10 protein-coding genes are annotated in these 19,530 nt (G+C 56.4%); 2 read left to right on the top strand and 8 right to left on the bottom strand.

What is annotated here, in order from left to right; all coding sequences use genetic code 11:
* Positions 1-33: 33 nt before the first annotated feature.
* The 4 genes from OOT55_RS02600 to OOT55_RS02585 form a co-directional block, all read right to left on the bottom strand.
* Complete coding sequence (locus tag OOT55_RS02600; protein ID WP_265367606.1) at positions 34-813, bottom strand: DUF1961 family protein; 780 nt, start codon at positions 811-813, stop codon at positions 34-36.
* A 10-nt stretch (positions 814-823) separates the two neighbouring features.
* On the bottom strand, positions 824-1,138 hold the full coding sequence (gene rhaM / locus OOT55_RS02595) for an L-rhamnose mutarotase (protein WP_265367605.1): 315 nt from the start codon (positions 1,136-1,138) through the stop codon (positions 824-826).
* Positions 1,139-1,202: 64 nt separating this feature from the next.
* Positions 1,203-2,309, bottom strand: coding sequence for a glycoside hydrolase family 88/105 protein (locus OOT55_RS02590; protein WP_265367604.1), 1,107 nt, complete (start codon positions 2,307-2,309; stop codon positions 1,203-1,205).
* Positions 2,310-2,356: 47 nt separating this feature from the next.
* Positions 2,357-5,029, bottom strand: coding sequence for a Tat pathway signal sequence domain protein (locus tag OOT55_RS02585; RefSeq protein WP_265367603.1), 2,673 nt, complete (start codon positions 5,027-5,029; stop codon positions 2,357-2,359).
* Between the two features lie 219 nt (positions 5,030-5,248).
* On the opposite strand from OOT55_RS02585, the gene OOT55_RS02580 reads away from it, so the two are divergent.
* A complete protein-coding gene (locus OOT55_RS02580) occupies positions 5,249-6,508 on the top strand; it encodes a class II aldolase/adducin family protein (protein WP_265367602.1) in 1,260 nt (419 codons plus the stop codon).
* Positions 6,509-6,629: 121 nt separating this feature from the next.
* Here OOT55_RS02580 and OOT55_RS02575 read toward each other — a convergent pair whose 3' ends face one another.
* A complete protein-coding gene (locus OOT55_RS02575) occupies positions 6,630-10,523 on the bottom strand; it encodes a carbohydrate-binding protein (protein ID WP_265367601.1) in 3,894 nt (1,297 codons plus the stop codon).
* 664 nt (positions 10,524-11,187) lie between these two features.
* Between OOT55_RS02575 and OOT55_RS02570 the strand changes: the two genes are divergently transcribed.
* Positions 11,188-14,223 carry a TonB-dependent receptor gene (locus tag OOT55_RS02570; RefSeq protein ID WP_265367600.1) on the top strand — a complete coding sequence of 1,012 codons (3,036 nt, stop codon included), beginning with the start codon at positions 11,188-11,190 and terminating at the stop codon, positions 14,221-14,223.
* A 416-nt stretch (positions 14,224-14,639) separates the two neighbouring features.
* On the opposite strand, the gene OOT55_RS02565 is transcribed toward OOT55_RS02570, so the two are convergent.
* The 3 genes from OOT55_RS02565 to OOT55_RS02555 are packed head-to-tail and all read right to left on the bottom strand — an operon-like array spanning position 14,640 to position 19,466.
* Complete coding sequence (locus tag OOT55_RS02565) at positions 14,640-15,959, bottom strand: BNR repeat-containing protein (RefSeq protein ID WP_265367599.1); 1,320 nt, start codon at positions 15,957-15,959, stop codon at positions 14,640-14,642.
* Between the two features lie 38 nt (positions 15,960-15,997).
* Complete coding sequence (locus OOT55_RS02560) at positions 15,998-17,998, bottom strand: rhamnogalacturonan lyase (RefSeq protein ID WP_265367598.1); 2,001 nt, start codon at positions 17,996-17,998, stop codon at positions 15,998-16,000.
* A gap of 58 nt (positions 17,999-18,056) precedes the next feature.
* The gene (locus OOT55_RS02555) at positions 18,057-19,466 is read right to left on the bottom strand and encodes an FGGY-family carbohydrate kinase (RefSeq protein ID WP_265367597.1); all 1,410 of its coding nucleotides are present in this window, start codon (positions 19,464-19,466) and stop codon (positions 18,057-18,059) included.
* Between the last annotated feature and the right edge of the window lie 64 nt (positions 19,467-19,530).

The raw sequence follows: 19,530 nt of genomic DNA, 5'->3' as shown, positions 1-19,530 counted from the left end.
CGCTGGTTATATCGAGGGGTGTGCTTTGCCCCATTATTGCTGGGGCAATTCGTAAACGCGGAAGTTTTTATAGCGGAACTGAGTCCATTTCATCTGTCGGAAGCCGATTTTCCCACCTCCCAGGGCGCCGCCCGTATCGACACCGTCGACCACCGGGGCATTATCCGTATAGTCGATCACCTTTCGATCGTCGATGTACAGTCGAATTCGCTCGCCCTCTTTCACCAGGGTGATTTCATGCTCTTGCATGGATTCGGTCGGAATGCCGACCTCCCCTTTCTGCAACAGGCTGAAGGTATTGTTCTTGCGCAAGTTGGCATGGCCCCGGCCCGGGTTATGGGCGGCGTTGGCATAGTAGGAGATGTGGTAGCTTTTGATCTCGCCTTCGGTGTACTGGGTAAAGGTGCCATCCCTTTCCGGTAACTCGGGTGAAAAGATGTCCTGGCCATCGACACCGCGTGCGGCAAAAAAGACGATCACCAGTCCCGCTTCGTCATCCAGGTTCTGTGCATCCCAGCGGGCGATAAAGCTTTCCGGGAAATCCTCGGGACACCAGAATACGTGATGGCCCTGCTCGCCCGGGCTGTGCATTTCCATCCATCCGTCCACGAAGGCGATTTCACCCGGGCCTTCCATTACCCAGTCGGCCACCGACTCGGAATCGCCGAAGCTGACCTCGTAAAGCAATGGACCCGGCTCGGTCAGAGAATCCGCCGTGGGATTGGCCTTGCGCTCGGACGACACCATGGAACAGCCTGCCACCACGCACGCCAGTAGCAGTGTCACCCATAAAGACCGTGGTCTGTTGCTCATAGAGGCCTCGCTATTCCAGGTGGAAGACGTTCTTGAGTGGCGTAGATACCGGGCTGTTGTCGGCTTCGGTATCCATGATATCTGCCATGTAAGCCCACCACTGCTTCATGATGTCGGTGTGGGGCAACTCGTTCATACCATGATCATCCGTGCGCTTGAGTACTCCAAACAACTGCAGCGTCTCCGGGTGCAGAAAGATGGAGTAATCCGAAACACCGGCGGCCTTGAGCTGAGCCACCAGCTTGGGCCAGATTTCGTCGTGACGCTTCTCATACTCCTGCTCGCAGCCCGGCTTCAGCTGCATGACGAAGGCTATTTTTTCCATGGTCGAGTGACTCCAGAATGGCACTCGGCCTACCTCCGACGGAGGCAGGCAGAGCGAGGGACAATCAGATGTAATAGTTCATGTATTCGACCAACAGCAGGATGGCCATGGACTGACCATAGGGCATGGAGGTAAGCGGGATATCCCGGTAACCCTGCAGGTCATCAAAAACCGGCGTGCCGAACGACACCTGCTGGAGCTCGCCGTCCGCACTGATATTATCCAGCACGGCTTTGACCGCTTTGAGGCCAACCGCTTCGTATTTTTTGTCGAGATAGCCTTTGCGAATGCCTTTCAGAATGCCGTAGGCAAACCCGGCGGCGGCCGAGGCTTCGAGGTAGGAGTCGGGATCATCCAACAGGGTGTGCCACAGGCCGTCTTTGTGCTGGGTTTCCTCCAGCGCTTTGACCTGGGCTTCCAGGGTTTCCTCCAGGAATAGGCGCAGACCGTCGGTCTTCGGCAGGTCGAGTAGTTCAATAAACTCGGGAATGGAAATGGTGACCCAACTGTTGCCACGTGCCCACAGGGCATTGGCAAAGTTGTGGTTGCCGTCAAAGGTCCAGCCGTGGAACCAGAGGCCGGTCTTGCGATCCGCCAGGTATTTAACGTGCAACATGAATTGCCGCTTGGCTTCTTCCACATAGTGGGGACGATCCAGCAACAATCCGATTTTGGCCAGCGGCATGACACTCATCATCAACGTATCGTCCCACAACTGCTGATCGTTCACCGAGTTGTAGACAATATGCTGAAGACCATTTTCCCGGGTCCGGGGCATATCCCGCATGACCCACTCCGCCCAGACATCCAGGTACGGAAGATGGCTGCGCTCTCCGGTGCGTTCATGCATATAGGCGAGGGTCAGGAACGGGGACATGGTGTTCACGTTCTTGGTGGGCGTACCTTCCTTGAGCCGGTCGCTAAACCAGTCTTCAATGATCTTTCTGGGCTTTTCGTCGCCGGTAATGTCCCAGTACTTCATCAAGCCGTAGAGGCCAATGCCGTGGGTCCACTCCCAGCCGGCCCAGCCCTTGGTATCAATCACCCGGCCATCGTCGAGCTTGAGCAGGAACTCACCGGTTTCATCTTTGATGTTGACCAGATTATCGATCAGCTTATCGATGGTGTTCCGGACCTGGGCGTATTCGATGTTATGTGCAACAGTTGGCATACTTCTTAAAACCTCTAGCGTATGAATCAAACAAAACGTATCCGGTATTATAGCTCGTCGGCGATCAGCGCCAGGTTCTGGATGGCGGCCAGTCCCCATTGCGATGCATCATTGGTCGATAGCCAGGGCGCTTCCACCACCGGGTTGAGTACCTGAGGGGGTTTCACCTCCAGAATCGCCTGAAAATCACCGGTCCACTGGCGAGCAAATTCTTGCGGTAACTGAAATTCCTGCCAGGCGCGTTTCGCCAGCCTGGCGTCGCCTTCCTGAGCAGCCGCGTAGGCGGTCAAGCGCGAATGCGGTGCTTCCAGATGCGTGCCAAAGGCACGCCCTACCGCCGCCACCTTCTGCTCATCACTGGCATTGTACAGGCGGCAGTAGCGCAACCAGGCCGCCTTGTACTCGGGCACATCGAGCAGTTGAATCAGCTCGGCATTGATTTCCACCAGCCCGAATACAGAACTCAGATGTGAACCTTCAATGTCACCTTCCGGAGGCGCCAGGAGTTCTTTCGTGTCGGCATCAAAGCCATAGGTACCCGCAAAGAAGCCGTCGGGATGACCGCCGATCGTGCGCATGGCGCTTACCAGTCGATCCCGGTACTGGTCATCACCGGTCCTTTCCCAGGCGGTGAGCCAGTTGGCCGCGACCGAACCCCAGTCGGTGCCCACCTGCAATCGATCCGGGCCCGGCACCGGCTCGCGATTCGGGAGCTTTCTGGTGGGATCGACGCGGCGCAAGGCTTCCCCGGCATCAATCACTTCATCGAGTACATCCGCCGTCCGGTCATCCCCGGTGAGGAAATAGTGGAATCGTCGGTAGGCGGCGGTACTGACGCGAAGTTGCTTGGCGCTACAGCCCCAGTGCTGGACGTTGTGTCGAGTGCCCAGCCCTCTATATTGTCCGAGGTGATAGATGTCGACATCCCGGGTATGCCGGGTCATCGCTTCGGCCAACCGGAAGGTGTCGGGATCGCCGCTGCGCAGGAAGGAGTACCACAGCCACAAATCCGGTGAAAGCTCGGAATTGTCCCAGGCGTATCCACCGATGTCGTAGCGCCACACATGGCGGTCGACATCGTAAGTGTGCATCACATCGCCGTAATCCCAGAAACCGTACCAGTGGTGCTGATCCACCTGCCGACAGTAATGCTCAACCTGCCAGGCCAGGCGGTCTTCGATCTGTTTTTTCCGGGTCGTGGAGCGATCCGGCAGGCTCCAGAGGGCACCAAAGACACCGGATTGCAGATAGTCCTCAGGGGCGGCAACCACCTGCGCGGGTTTGCTGATTTCCTTCGCCCAGTTCACGGTCTCCGTGCGCGACGGCGTCGAGGACAGCACACACAGGACAAAGTCCGTGGTCCGCGCCACACCGTAGGCGGTATCAAATCCGGGCTCGTAATCTTCGTAGGTGATTTTAAGCGCATCCAACTGCTGCTCGTAGGTCTCCTGCCCCATGCCGTCGTGGTAAAAACGCACGTCCATGGGTGGCGCTTCGGGCGACCAGAACCAGAGCGTAGCTTCCGCCACGTCGCGACCGGCGTTGCGAATATCCACCTGAACCGGGTGCAGTTGCCAGAAATCCCGCATCCCGAACAGTACGCCGCCGGAGGCTCCGCCTACATACGCCACACCGCTGGCACGGCGGCCCTGATCGGCGTTGATCCAGGCATGACCGCTCTGGGTGCGCTTTTTGATGGTGAAACCGTTGGCATTCAGTTGGGACAGCGTGAAATCATTCCAGACCGGCACATAGTGCAGCAGGCCACTGACCCTCGGGTTCCATTCACTCAAGGGCGGCGTTTTGCGCCCGGCAAGCTGTGCCTCCCGTACGGCTTTGCCCGGGTCCTGACGAAGCCCGGTAATGCCTTTGGGCGACTCGGCCCAGAGGCCGTCATTCTCGCCCACAAAGCGGACATGACGGTCATACACTTCGTCGCGCTGGAGCACGTCAAAGCGTAAACCCAGACCGCGAATAAAATCTTTCTGGTCATCCAGGTCATAGATGAAGGTATGACTGATTCGAAGGGACTCGGCGTCACTGTAAAAGTAGAGTCTGACCGTGAAGGGCAACCATTCTTTTCCGGACTCCGCCTTGTGCTTGCCCTCGATTTTGACAACCGCACGCACCGGGCCTTCCTGTTCGACCGTGACCCGATCCGTTCGGGACTGGAAGGCCTCCACCCGGGAGACGGACTCACTCGGGTCCACCTGATCCTGAACGAGCCCCACCAGGCGAGCGTTACGGGCGACCAAGGCATCACCGCGAGCCATCGAGCCAATCAGAAAATCCCCCGAGGTGGGCACCGAGACCTTGACCCGACCGGTATCGACCTCAATGGCGCCTGCGCCGGATGTCACACGTACAGGACGCTCGGGAGCGGCGTTACGACCTTTGGTCACCTGGAACTGTTTTCCGAGTGTGACGCCCGCCGGCACGGCGTGGGCGGTCCACTTGATGCTGCCATCCGGCCAGTATGCGGTTGGCCAACTCTGCAGGGGCACCCGGCGTCCGTCTTCTGTGTTCAGACGGAGCGCGTCGTTGACGGAGAGCTCACCCACGGCCCAGGGCTGTCCCCAGGTGGTACCGGCGTTGACCGCCGGTTCGTCACCCTCAAGCCAGCTCAAACGACCCGCCTGGCGCGTCGGAACCGAGGAAGAACCGGAGGTGGCACAACCGCTGGACAGGGCCTGCAAGGTCAGGGGGAGAGAAGCGGCCACACCGCCTCTTTTAAGAAACTCTCGTCGGTTCATTCAGGAGCACTCTAGCGTTGATCAGCGTTGGTTTTATCGTTTTCAGGCCGCATGAAGCGACCCTTTCATCCATGAAACGTTATCACAACCGACGATTATTGACAATATTTGATTTATAATGACTTTTTGTGATTCCTGCGCTACCCTTTTTCATCCAACGACGATGCCATATTCAGGGTTCGAGCCATGTCTTACCGCGACAATCGTTACACCCACATCCATGACACCTGGGATGATGCACAGGCCAATCAGCTGTCACCGCTGGAAGCGCTGGTGTACCGCTCAAACAGACTCGGGGCGGATCGTCGCATCACTCCGACCGGGGGCGGCAGCACCTCACTGAAAGTCATCGAAAAGGACCCACTTAGCGGTCAACCCGTCGAGGTCATCTGGGTCAAAAGTGCCGGCACAGACCTGAAAACCTCAAGCGGGAGCCAGTTTTCTCCGCTTTATCAGGAGAAGCTGATAGCGTTACGGCACCACTACCAACGAGAGCGCCGCGCACGGGATCGTCTCCAGACCATTCCGTCGGAGCCGTTCAAGGCAGCCACATTCAACCGGGCCGCTCCTGCCCCTTCAGTGGACACGCCCCTGCACGCATTGATGCCCTACGCCCACGTCAACCATATTCATCCGTGTGCAGCGATTGCCGTGGGGGCCTGTAAAAACTCCAGAGCCCTGACGGAACGCATCTGGGGTCAGGCAATGCTCTGGGTCCCCCGGGCACGTCCGGGCTTCGAGCAGGGCATCCCCTTGCAGGCCGCCTGGAACCGCAACCCCGACGCGATAGGCGCCCTGCTGGCCGGCAATGGCATCGCCACCTGGTCCGATGACAACAGGCTTTGCTACCGACAGACGTTGGACATCATTGAAGCGGCGTCCCGCTATATCGCCACACGGGACAAGGGCGATAAGACCTTCGGAGGCCCGCGCCATCGCGACCTGAGCGAATCGGCACGACAGAATGTCCTGGAGCGAATTCTGCCGCTTCTGACCGACCTGATATCCGATGGGAACCCGGTGATCGGAACCGTGGAATCAGGGCCAGAGGTGTTGCGTTTCGTCAATTCAGTCGATGCAGCCCGCCTGGCGGACAAAGGCGTGGCCTGCCTGCATCACCTCAGGCACACCAAACTGAAACCGCTGTTCATTCCCTGGAACCCTGACGGCGACACCCTGGAAACGCTCAAGCAGCGCCTTGAACACGGGGTCGCGCGCTACCGGAAGACGCGCAGCGATCACTACAAATACAACGCACAAAGCGAAGCGCCTGCGGTCTGCCTGATACCCGGTATCGGAATGATTGCATGGGGCCAAAGCGACAGTGACTCCCGGCTGGCCGCCGAGGCCTACCAGAATGCGATCGAGGTCATGCGCTGCGCCGAGGCTATCGACACCTATGTGGGCTTATCCGCACAGGAAGCTCAGCTTCTGGCAACCCTCTGAAGCCACACGGCTCATTGATCCGTCTGAACAGAAACGCATACAGAATGAAAAAGGGCCAGACATCAGTCTGGCCCTTTTTCATGGTAACGAACTGGGGCGGGAACGCCCCAGAGCCCCACGATTACGGCGTACAGGCAATCGCTTGCGGAGCATTTTCCGTGGTGAGAGCATTGATGTACAGGTAGTCGACATTGCCCAGGCCACCGCCGGAGCCGGCGTACAGGGTAATGTCAGTCTCGCCTGACTCAAGTTCCACATCCACACTGGACTCCATCCAGGTATCCCAGGCACCGGTGCCTTCCATATCAATCTGGGCCACGCCAATCTGGCTGTTGATATCCACACGGGCGAAGCGGTTGTCCCCCGCACCGTTGGCGTAACGAACCAGCAGCCGATAAGTGCCCGCATCGCGGATGTTGACCTTGTAGGTGATGTACTCACCTTCGGCGTTATCGGTATTGGAGAAACCATCGCCTTCATAGCCGGCCCAGTTGCTCTCGATCAGACCATTGGACATCTCGCAGTAACCATCTTCATTCTCGTTGATGGTCAGACTGGTCGTGCTCGGGTTCTCCTCATACACCAGTTCCATGGAAGGCTCACCGACAATGACGTCGCCATTGGCCATGGTGACCCGCATGAAGTACCAATAGGACTGCAGCTCCACCAGCCCCTCGTACTCGGCGTACACACCGCGCAGTTCCAGACCTTCGGACACCACCACGGTCGCACCTTCAGCGGACGCTTCAGTATTGCGCAGTATTTCGATCTGACTGATCTCGCCCTGGAAGTTTTCCAGGTTCCAGTCGATGCGAATACCACCATCTTCCAGGCGCGTGAGGATATTGGTTTCCGGCTCAGGCAACTCAAACAAGACCTCACCTTCCGGATCGGTATTGACGACAGTGCCGTCTTGCAGCGTTACCTCGAAGGAGTACCAGTAGGTTTCATTCTGGGTAAACCCATTGTCGCCACCGGTATCGCGCAGACGACCATCCAGCGCTCTCACATCTTCACGCACCAGGGTTTTTCCGGTAAGGGAGTCGCTGGTATTCCGGTACAGGTCAACATTGACGATGTCCTGCCCAAAGTTCCACAGCTTCCAGCTCAGATTGATGGTACCCAATACCGGATCCAGCTCAGCCGAGAAGTTGGTAACGTTGGACTCCAGTCCAAACCCGAAGGGGCCGACAATTTCATTACCCGCCACCTGCTTGAACATATACCAGTAGCCTTGACCTTCGACGAAGCCTCCTTCAGGACCTGCATCCTCGAAGCAACCTTCATAGATCACAGCTGAATCACTGATCGGATAGACCCGGGTACGACCTGGGGCATCATTGACGTCGTTGCGGTACAACTCATTGTAGGTCGCGCCCGGCTCGACATTCTCCAGGTCCCAACAGACAGTCATTACACCATCAGCGTAAGTGGCGTTCAGGTTGGTGGCAGGAACCACCAGGTTTTCACCGAACGCCGGCGCCGCGACGATGGTATCGCCTTCAACCGTGCTCAACTCAAGCCAGTAGTAGTACTTTCTACCCTCTTCAGTGTCGCCATCGGTCCAGGTTTTCGCGTTCGGGTTGACCTCCGCATAAGCCGTGGACGGTTTTTCAGGCACGTTCTCGACATCGTCGGTCTCGGCGCGATAGATGTAAATATCGCTCAACTCCAGGTCAGTTACCCAAGTCAGATCGACGTAATTGTTGGAGCTGGCCGCCTCGACACGGGGAATCTGCGTGGATGTCAGTCGTGTCTGGTACGGACCATCAATGCCCGAGATTGCATTGCCGTTCAGATTGGTGGCTTCGACCCAGTAATAGTAGGTTGTATCCGGGCGTGCGGAATCGTCAATGAACGATGTCTCACCACCTTCGGCCACACCCACACTGGTCGCGGAATCGCGTGCATCGGACTCACTCCGGAACACTTCAAAGGAGTCGAGCTCCGCATCACCGGGAATCACCTTGACCAGAACATTGTCATTATTGCCCTGGACGACAGCGGCACTGACCGGTTCGGCCGGGACCGCCTGGGTTTTGAACTGAGGCAGTTCCTTGACGATATGATCGTACAGCTTCATATCCGAACCCATATAAAAGCTGGGGTGCGGAGGCTGATTGTAACCAACGTTCTGCCACGCAATGGCGGTGCGATACTGACGATCATGCATCAGGGTGGGCAAACGAACATCCGTGGGAATATTGCTTGAGTAGACCATCAATCGGGTGCTGGCCTCATTGGCCAACACCACTTCTTCGCGCCAGTCACCCAGCAGGTCGGCGGACAGAGCGGGCGTCGCCTTGGTACCATTGTTGGATACCGCCAGACCATTGGCGAAAGTACCCGCATTCAGCAGGGGCTCTTCCACCAGCATGGATTCGGGGTTCCACTTGGTGATTTCGGTACCGTCCAGCATCTCACGGTTAAGATCGCCATCCCACCAGACCATAAAGTTCATGGCCGGCTTGTTCTCGGAAATGACCGTACCATCAGCGGCCATCAGACCACCGCGAGAGCCCCAGCTTTCCAGGCCGGGATAGTTCGGATCGATATCCCCGGTTACGCCGCGACCCACGTCATCGCCTTCACCGTTGCTTGGCTGAGAGATGAGAATTTCACCGGTTTCGGCGTCATGAACTTCCACACCAAAATTACCATCTTCGGTAATGTAGGCGCCGGAGCTTTCGTGAACCATGAAGATTTCGAGACCGGGGTTGTCCGGAATAATATCCGTGACGTGCAGCGCATCGCCGTGCCCGAGTCCGGTGCTGTACAGCGGAGTACCATTGTCATCCAGGGTCGCCGCCCCGAAAATGATTTCGTCTTTGCCGTCGCTGTCGACATCGGCCACACTCAGACTGTGAGCCCCCTGCCCCGCCAGACTTGGCCCCGACTCATCCTCGGCCGAATCATAGACCCAGTTTTGAGTCAGGTTGCTTCCGTCAAAGTTGAAGGTAGCCACTACCGCGCGCGTGTAATAGCCCCGCGTCATCACCAGACTGGGTGTCTGACCATCCAGATACGCAACGCCCGCCAGGAAACGGTCGACCCGGTTGCCATAGTCGTCCCCCCAGATCGCATTGATATCCTCGCCTCGAGGCGGGATGTAGTCTACGGTACTGACCGCTTCACCGGAAATGCCATCGAACATGGTCAGGTACTCGGGGCCGTCCAGAATATAGCCACCATCGTTGCGATAGACGGCTTCTGCGTCGCCAATCACTGTGCCGCGACCGTCGACGGTGCCATCGGCAGTCTTCATCGCCACTTCGGCGCGACCGTCCTGATTGAAGTCATAGGCAATAAACTGGGTATAGTGAGCGCCGGCACGAATATTCGGTCCCAGGTTGATGCGCCAGAGGAAGTCGCCTTCCATCGTATAGGCATCAATGAGCACATCACCGGTTTTGCCCGACTGCGCATTATCTTTGGCATTGTCAGGCTCCCATTTGACGATCAGCTCGTACTGGCCATCGCCGGTCAGGTCGGCGGCGGAGGCATCATTCGCGGAGTAACTGTACTCCGCCCCGTCCACAAAGCCGTTGGCCGGTTTGTTCAGGGGGATACTCAGATAAGGTGTCTCCGGAGCCGCAACGACCGCCGAGACATCTTTCTGTTCATCGTCGACCAGGGCCTCGATCTGATAGGTATCACCCGGCATCCCGTTGGGATCTTCCAGGAAGGTAGGCTCTCCCGGGCGCACGGTTCGGAAGAACTCATCGTTCTTATAAACCGCGAAAATAATTCGCTGTTCATCCAGACCGGACCAGCGCCAACTGAGGACATTCCCCTCCTCTTCGCCAGGCATAACCACCAGCCCGCGATCAAGGTACTCAACATTGGAGCTGCCGCTGGTGTCGCGCTCAGCGTCGGTCAGTGGTGGGGCGTTGAAAGGTTCGGCCGGTGTGTACTCATCATCACAGGCCACCAGCATCGTGGATAACAACACCGGCACCAGCGGTACCGCCAGCGCCCGTATTTTGCCTTTGGAGTAACTTCCGTCTTTTCTCATTATGCAATCTCCGAAAGTGATCTTACGAAAGAGATGTAGAATTAGCGGTTAAAACTACATGGCGATGAAACTGAATTCTTATTTAGGGTGAAAAGACCAACGGAATTAGTCATTTATCATTATGTAACTGCTAACAAAAAACCATCAATGATCATATTACATCAGCTTCAATCACGATTCTAGTGCTTTTCGTCGTTGTTTGCCAATAGTTTTCAAACCGCCAAGTGCAGCAACCGCCCTTGCTTTCCGGAAAGGCGGCCGGCCTCAACACTGGAGGGCACAACTCACACCTCAAAAGGTATTATCGACCATATCATCCGCAAAATATCCCTATCCTGGCTGGCATCATGGCCGGTCTCCAGGCCGAAGCCGTCGCTGCAGCGCCTGCGCTGGCGCCATCTCCCGCCGACCCCGCCTATGCGTATCCCCCCTTTGGGCCCCTTGATCAGGATTCGGATTCAAACCCTGCATATTCATTAATGAAATATAAATATTGTTTCTTAAATCAATAAGAGATTGATATGACCGCTAGTGACTGTAACTCGTTATTATCGTGGCTATATTTTGTTGAATTTGATTTTTTTTGGTTATACTATGGGCACTGTTAGCAAAGTAACCATTACATAAAATTTCCACTTACTAACATTTAAGGCGGGATTTAATAATGAATAACTACAATCAGTCTGAAAAGCTTGATTGCACCAAGACAACACCACTCTTTAGAAAGAACTCACTGGCCAGTCGCATTGCCTCTATCGTATTGGCGGGCGCCGCCTGCAGCACCTTTATGGCGACCAGCGCCTACGCTCAGGACCAACAGGACGAAGAGCAGCAGAATCAATCTCAGGATGATAACGCCTCCTCCGAGAATGCGATGTTTGAAGAGGTATTGGTCACCGGCATCCGTCAGAGCTACACCAGCGCCCTGGACCGGAAGCGGGAAGCCGGTACCATGATGGACTCTCTGGTGGCCGAAGACATCAGTGAATTCCCCGATAAGAATATCGGTGAGGCACTGCAGCGGATTTCCGGCATTCAGCTCGAACGCGATATGGGCGAAGGCAGTTCAGTCAGTGTCCGGGGCGTCGAATCAGGGCTCGTACGCGTTGAACTGAATGGCGTGACCGCCATGGGTATGGGCGGCAGCCGCAGTGTGGACTTCCGGGACATGGCCTCTGAGCTGGTCAAGTCGATTGATGTCTATAAAGGATCCGAAGCCCGACTCACCGAAGGTGGCGTGGGTGGTACCATTCAGGTCAATACCCGCAAGCCCAACGAGTTTGAGGAAAATTTCCTGTCAATCAACGGGGAAGCCCAGTACAACACCATGATTGATGAGGTGATGCCCAAGTACAACCTGACCGGTGTTTACAAAGCATCCGACCGCCTGGGCTTCCTGGTGAATATTACCGGCTCCGATGTGCATACGATGCTGCACGGCCTGCGTAATACCAACTGGCAGAAGTATCACGATGTTGACGGAGTTGCCAGTAAGACCTCAGTCGACCAGCTTTATGCAGACTACTCCACCCAACAGGAGTGTATGGATGCGGGGCTCGACTCGGCAAGCGAAACAGCCTGTCTGGAGCAGTGGCATGAATACAGCCCGAGCACTCCCCGCTACAGTATCTGGGGCCGTGAAGAAAACCGCCTGTCGGCCAACGTCGAAGTACAGTACGCCGTTACCGACAACCTGTCTTTCGACCTCTCCTACACCGACGGTGAGCGTGAAAAACTGGCGACCGACCGCAACTTCCAAGTGGAGGTCGGTTCGGCCTTTGATATCGACAGCGCCGTGGTCGATGCCAACAAGAACGTTACCCAGTTCGTAACCAACGGTGTGAACGCCGCGGGCACTCCTATTGGTGCCACCGTCAGAAACCGGACCCTGAACTTTGACTGGAACCAGGAACGCAAGGTGATGCGTGCCGGTTTCGACTATGTCAACGACAATCTGGTGATCGATGGCTATATCGCACGATCCACCACGTTTGAGGATATTGATTCCCGGGATACCCAGACCGCCCAGAACAACGTGGGGGGCATTGTCGTCACCCAGGTCAATGACCTTCCGGAAATTGACTTTACCGACGCCTACATCATCAATCAGGACGACGTTGAAGATACCTTCAATACCTTCAACTACAATGACGGCACTCAGTACACGTCTTTGGACCGCTTCAAATACGCGCCCTCGCAGAGTGAAGCGTCCGAGAACATTGCCAAGTTTGACGTAACTTACAGCCCTGAGCAAAGCTTCTTCACCGCTTACCGTACAGGCTTTATTGCCACCGACCAGGACTTCGCCAACAACGCCTGGGGCTACAACCTGATGCAGACCGTAGGCAACCCCTATACCGTCGATGGTGAAACCCGCATCTGGACCCAGGACGATCACGAGGCGGTACTGGTTGAAAACCGTTTTGCGACCGACAAGTTCTTCCGGGATTACAACCCGGGCGTGGATATCATCGAGAGTTACATGGCCGTTGATACCGAGCCGTACCTGGCCGCTCTGCTCGAGCGCAGTGGTTTCAGCTCCGCTGAAGCGGCGCGCGGCAACCTGCAACCCATCGACAGCCGTTACGACATCAATGTCCAGACCCAGTCCGCCTACGTACAGGCCGATTTCGAGACCGATGTCGGTAGCATGGTACTGCGCGGTAACTTTGGTGTTCGGGTCGCTCGCACCGAAACCGCCTCCGAAGGCTTCTCCCGCATTCGGGTGCTCGTGGAGCAGACCGACGAAGATGGCAACCCGATTTACGGGCCAAACGGTGAAGACCTGGCGGGTGTCGAAGACCCCGATGATCCGCGCGCTTTCGAAGGTCGTCGGACCGTTGAGGAAGACTTCGTGGATGTTCTGCCCAGCCTGAACCTGACCCTGGAAATGATCGAAGGGTTGGAAGCCTATCTGGGCGTGGCGAAAGTGATGGCGCGTCCACAGATCAACGACCTGAACATCAACGCCGACTGTACTCTGCGCGATTATCCGCTGGCACGGGATCAGATGACCCCGAACACCTGTACCGCGGGTAACCCGGATCTGGACCCCTACCGCGCGACTCAGGGTGAGCTTGCGCTGACCTGGTACCCGAATGACAGCTCTATCCTGTCTGGTGCTTACTTCGTCAAAGACATTACAAGCTATATCTTTGGCGCTGAAACACAGCAGGATGTCGACTTCTTCAACGATGGCACTCTGTGGGATGTTCGTCAGCAGGTGAACAAAGAAGGTATTACCACCAAGGGCTTTGAACTCCAGGCCTCGACCTTTTTCGACTTCTTGCCTGAGCCCTTCAACAATACCGGTGCCAAAGCCAACTACACCTACATTACCGCCGACAATGTCGATGACTTCAACCCGCTGACCGGCGAACAGATGCCACTGCGTGGTCAGTCAGAGAACTCCTATAACCTTGAGGCGTTCTATGAGGACGATACCTGGAGTCTAAAACTGGCCTACAACTATCGTGATGAGTACTACGCGCGTGTGTTTGATGGTCTCCCGGTGTTCGTAGATGCCAGTGGTTATATCGACGGAAAGATCACCTATACCTATGATGACAACCTCAAGTTCTACGTTGATGCGCGGAACCTGGGCAAAGAGGTGAAACTGGAAACCTCCGGTGTCGGACGGACCAACGACCTGCAGTGGTCTGGCCGTATGTTCTCCGCTGGTTTCACCTACCGGATGTAAGTGCTCTCCTCAAGCAACACCCCTTGAAGGCACCCTTTGGGTGCCTTTTTTTGTGCTCAATTCAGGAGAGAACGGCAGGCAAAAAAAAGCTGCTGATTGGATAATCAGCAGCAAGCCGAGGAGGAGATCAGAAGTCGTGATTGCTCGGTGGTAGTCGGCGCTGGTAAACCAGTAGACAGGAGAACACCGGACCTGAGTGATGCCAACCAAGCAGACTCGAAGGACCGGGTGAGAGAGCGCTCTCTGTGCGACACCGGGTGCGCTATCAGCGGAGCAACCTGAATCCCGACTTCCACACTATGGTAGGTGTTTTCAGTCAACCCGTCAATCATTTTAAATCACAATCAATCGTTATAAATCATTAAAGATCGCAGACTGTACTGACGTCGCGGGAAAGGACTCCCGCGCGTCAATTCTCAGCGAGGGCGCCACTTCAACACATGAATAGTGGTTGCTTCCTGCTGTTTTCCAACGGTGTCATCGCCATCAATCTGCGCCACTCGCTGTAACAACATATGAGCTTGCTGATTTCCGGACCATTGCCCCGGATCAATGGAGGGCTCCCAGGCGCCAACCGAGTCATCAGTCAGATATCGGTAACGCCATTCAGCCCCGGAGAGGGTCGGCAAAGACGCTCCTACAACACGTCCACCGTGATGGTCACTGCGATACACGAGGTGAATTCGCTCCGCGTTCTCCTCCACCAGCAGCGCCGCCCGGGAGATTGGCGGCTTCTTGGTACCGCCCCCCGCCAAAGTGAACGGCTTCGCCGCCTTGGGTCCGGCAATAAAATCCCAGCCCTCTGACGAAGGGTACACAATGTTGAACCCCGGATTGTCGCCAGGGTTTTCAGACCAGTAGGAGGTCACAAAAGGAGTGCCGTTTGCCGAAACCGCAAGGGCGGGAGGATTCATCAGGTTGCTGTTCTGCTCGATGGCGTGAGCGACCTCTGCGGTACGCTGGGTAATCGGGAGCCTGTACGGCGTACCGTCGCGACGTTGCCAGGTAACCCCGCCATCCACTGATTCCGCATAGAGCAGATCGTGATTGGTGGCGACGTCGGGCGACTCCCGCCAGACCCACGCCAGATGCAGCGTATCGTCGGGGCCAACCACCATATCCCAGTAAGCGCTTCGCTCCCCTTCTCCGTCGATGAGGTTATCCTGTCTGCGGGTCCAGCGTTGGCGCTGTACATCGTAGTGATTCAGAACCACCTTGCCTCTGCCCGAAGCGCCATCCCGGTAAACAAACAACAGGTTGCCGTTGCTGAGCCGGAAGAATTGCGGATAGGTGACCTTATCCTCATCAGAGCCGACCATCTCGGCTGGCTCCGTCATGTCCAGGCTACCAGGGGCATCAGAAACGCTGTAACTCAACGGTGAATCGTGATGCCCCCACGCCAGATGCAGATAACCTTTTCCGTCCACGATCAGACTGATGGAGTTGTGCGCATCCCGCGTATTGGCGAAAAACGGGGTCGGTGTCCTTTGCCATTGCGACGAGTCCAATGTGCGCTTGGCCAGGATCACCCGGCCTTCGGGGCCATAGTATCCGGCGTACTGGTGCCCGCCGTGAGTAAAAAGCATCTGGCGGGTTCCGGCCACCACATTGACCGAGCTTCCAGAGAAGGCCTCAGGCCCCAGCGGGATCTGATCGACTCCCGCGGCCTGCGGCCCCGGCCAGTCGTCCTCGGGCGAATGCATACTGCAGGCACCCAATGCGGCCGCGACCAGCATTGCGGCACCGACTATCCTAAGATTCCCCGGGACGACCATCACTCTCTATCGCTTCCAATATAGAAACTGGGGTGGGGAGGCTGATTATACGAAGTATTCTGCCAGGCAATGGCGAGCCGGTATTGCAGGTCATGCATCAACGTGACAAATCCGTGTTCACTGGGAATGTTCGTGGAATAGATCCGGAGAAACCGGTTATCCTCCGAGCGCAATATGATCTCTTCCCGCCAGTCTCCCAGAATATCTCCCGATAACGTCGGCGTAGCCTTGGTACCATTGTTGGATGTCATGCCGCTGGCCACCATCAGGGTGTCGACTTCTTCGGACTCCCAATTCCACTTGTAGACGGTGTTGTGATTGAGCAGTTCACGCTGCAGATCACCATCCCACCAGACGGCAAAATTCACGGGGCCCGGACGATTCGCACCGGTGGGTTCACCTTTGATATCAAACAAGTCCGGCGCATTCAGCGCCCAGACTTCCGCCCCGGGGAAACGCGGATCGATATTGGCGGCCAGCCCTCGGCCATTGTCTTTCCGGGCGCTTTTCGTCCAGAGAACCCGGCCGCTCTCGGCATCGATCAGAGCCGACCCGATGCCGCCGTTTCCGCGAATGTCTTCATAAACACCAAATACTTCAAGGCCCGGGTTGTTGGGGTCCAGATCAGAAACGTGCAGTGCGTCGCCATGACCAAACCCAGTGCTCCATTTCGGAGAACCCTCGTGATCGACGGCCATGGCACCGTAGACGATCTCATCTTTAAAATCTCCGTCGATATCTGCTATGGACAACTGGTGATTCCCCTGGCCGGCGTACTCATCCGGTATCTCCTCGGACAGCGTATCGAACGTCCACCGGGTAGAAATCTCGCCATCCCGGAAATCGTAAGCGGCAATGACGGTGCGCTCATAGTAGCCACGGGCCATGACGATACTGGGCATCTCGCCGTCTAGAAAGGCAACGCCGGCAAGATAGCGCTCGGACCGGTTGCCATAACCATCCCCCCACAGAGATTTCATCTCATCCATCGTCGGGTTATCGTTGCCCGGCGCCCGCTGGGGAATATAGGGTTTGGTATCCAGAACCCGACCGGTTTCGCCATCGAATACGGAAAAGTACTCAGGGCCTTTGAGAATTCGTCCTTTGAGTTCACCCAGATAGCGCCCGTCTTCGGTGACCGTTGATCCCGTGCGATCTCTCACCTCCGGGTTCCCGCCGTGGGAGACCCAGTCGGCGCCCGCTGATCCGATCACATTGCCTTCACCATCCAGGGTTCCATCGGCGGTTTTCATGGCGATCTCCGCACGGCCATCGCCATCAAAGTCATACACCATGAACTGGGTGTAATGGGCGCCGGCGCGGATATTTCGGCCCATATCGATACGCCAGAGTCGTTCGCCTTCAAGGGTATAGGCATCAATCAGGGCGTTACCCGTATAGCCGCCCTGGGAGTTATCTTTTGCGTTTGAGGGATCCCACTTGAGAATGATTTCATACTGACCATCGCCATCCAGGTCGCCGACGCTGGCGTCATTGGCGGTGTAGTGATAGTGATCACCATCGGGCGTCACACCGTCTTCCGGCACATCCAACGGAATTTCAAGATAAGGGGCGCTCCAGGTGGTCGCCACATCAAGGACCCGTCCACCGGCTTTCAGTTGATACTCGTCACCGGCTTTTCCTTCCGGGTCCAGAAAGTTGGAACGCCCGGTAATGGGTTGTTCCGAAATCAATTCACCGTTCCGATACACCGAAAATGACAGACCGTCAGGGTCCTGATACAACTGCCTCCAGGAGACAAGCACACCCTTATCAGAGGGTACCGCCACCAATCCACGATTCAACTGCTCAAGAAACCGACCGTCCTGGCGTCCGGGTTTTACGTCGGCCAGCGTTATTACTTTCTGATTCGAACCCTTCGTCACGGATGGAGCGCTGTCATTCAACGCGGTACCACACCCGGGCAGGGTGGCGAGCAACAGCAGCCCCAACGGGATCCGGCGGTATGAACGCTTGGTGTTATGCAACATTATTTTCATGATTGAACCTGCATTTGATCGATAGGGTTGATTGACTATAGAAACAATGTGATTTTTCTCAGAGTGATGCAGCCGAAGATTCCAATGTCATCGCCTGACAATAGTTCCGCCATTGCGCCTTGTAGTGTTCCAGGCCGTCGATCGACAATGACTCACAAAGAACTCGATGTTCAGGGCTGTCCGGGTTGGAGAGCGCCAGAGACGCGGCGCCCTTGACGGTTCCCGTCGAGTCATTCGACAGATACACCGGGTTGTCACCGCGCAGTGTCGCAAGCAGGCGGCACAGTAGGCTGTTCTTCAGGAAGGCCCCCTCAACAAACACCGCGCCCCGAGCCTTGAGAAGATCGAGTTCAAGATCCAGCATCAATGCACTGTACACCGACGCCAGAGCGGCTCCGTTTATTCGATCGGTACTTCCCTCGATTCGCCCCGGCGTTCCGGAAAACGGGCCCGAGGTATCACAGAACTGAGGCAGCGCGTAGACGGCGTCCGCCAGGACGGTTTCGATATCCTCAACACTGAAGGGCTCCTCCGGATAGGACCCCAAGCGGTAGCAGATGGCTTCGTATTCCCGCCCGCCCATAAAGCGGGCGCAGGGCACCGGAGTCCCCCGGTAATCGACATTCATCAACATGTCCCGGGCTTCGTCGAGTTCGGCGTTGGCCCCACCGTGGGTCATGGTAATTGCCCAGGTTCCGGTAGAAATCACGGAGAACGGCTGGCCATCATTATGAAGCAGATACCGCAGGTAACTGGCGTTGCTGTCATGGATGCCCACCGCAACCTGACAGGAAGCGGGCAAACCGGTTCGGGCGATGAAATCGGAACAGACCGGCCCCACCAGACTGTCGGCGGCTTTCAGCTCGGGGAACAGCGCTCGCCACCCCATCCGGTCAACCAGCGATGAATAGTCATTTCGCTCGGGGGACCATAAATCGGTGTGACACCCCAGAGAGGTCCTTTCGGAGCAGCGCTTGCCAGTCATCCGCCAAACCCAGTACTGGGGATACAACAGAACATCGGTGGCTTTTCCAAAGGCCTCCGGATACCGTTGACGCAACCAGTACAATTGCCGCCCCAGGTTCAGGCCCGCCGACAGATCGGGAGAGCGGGTTTCAGAGAAATCCGGTCGAACGCAGGCATAGTCCGACGTCATCTCATCCGGGCCCCCGTATTCATAGTCCAGAACCGGAAGCACCAGCCCATTACCGGAGCTGTGCCGATCAACGAGGGCTGCCGTAGCGCCGTGGGTGGTGACACTGATCGCGGTGATGGAAAAGGCCTTCGCCACCTCGCGAACCGTCTCGCAAAACCAGTCCCATATGGCATCCACGTCGAAGTGAGGATAAAGCGGATTCTCTACCACAGCATTGCGCCTGGTTTTCTCGAACCGGCTCTCGAGATGCTCATCAAGAACATGCACTTTAATGTTTGTTTTACCAATATCCAGAATCAGAATATTACTCATTGGGACAAGTTCACCATGTCGTGTTGTCGCCGGGATGACTGCATGATTCACCCCGGTTAAAGTC

Origin of the sequence: Marinimicrobium sp. C6131 (genome assembly GCF_026153455.1) — a bacterium.
Classification (GTDB): Bacteria; Pseudomonadota; Gammaproteobacteria; order Pseudomonadales; family Cellvibrionaceae; genus Marinimicrobium.
Note: the sequence above shows the minus strand (reverse complement) of the source record. Positions and strands in the feature narration are given on the sequence as shown.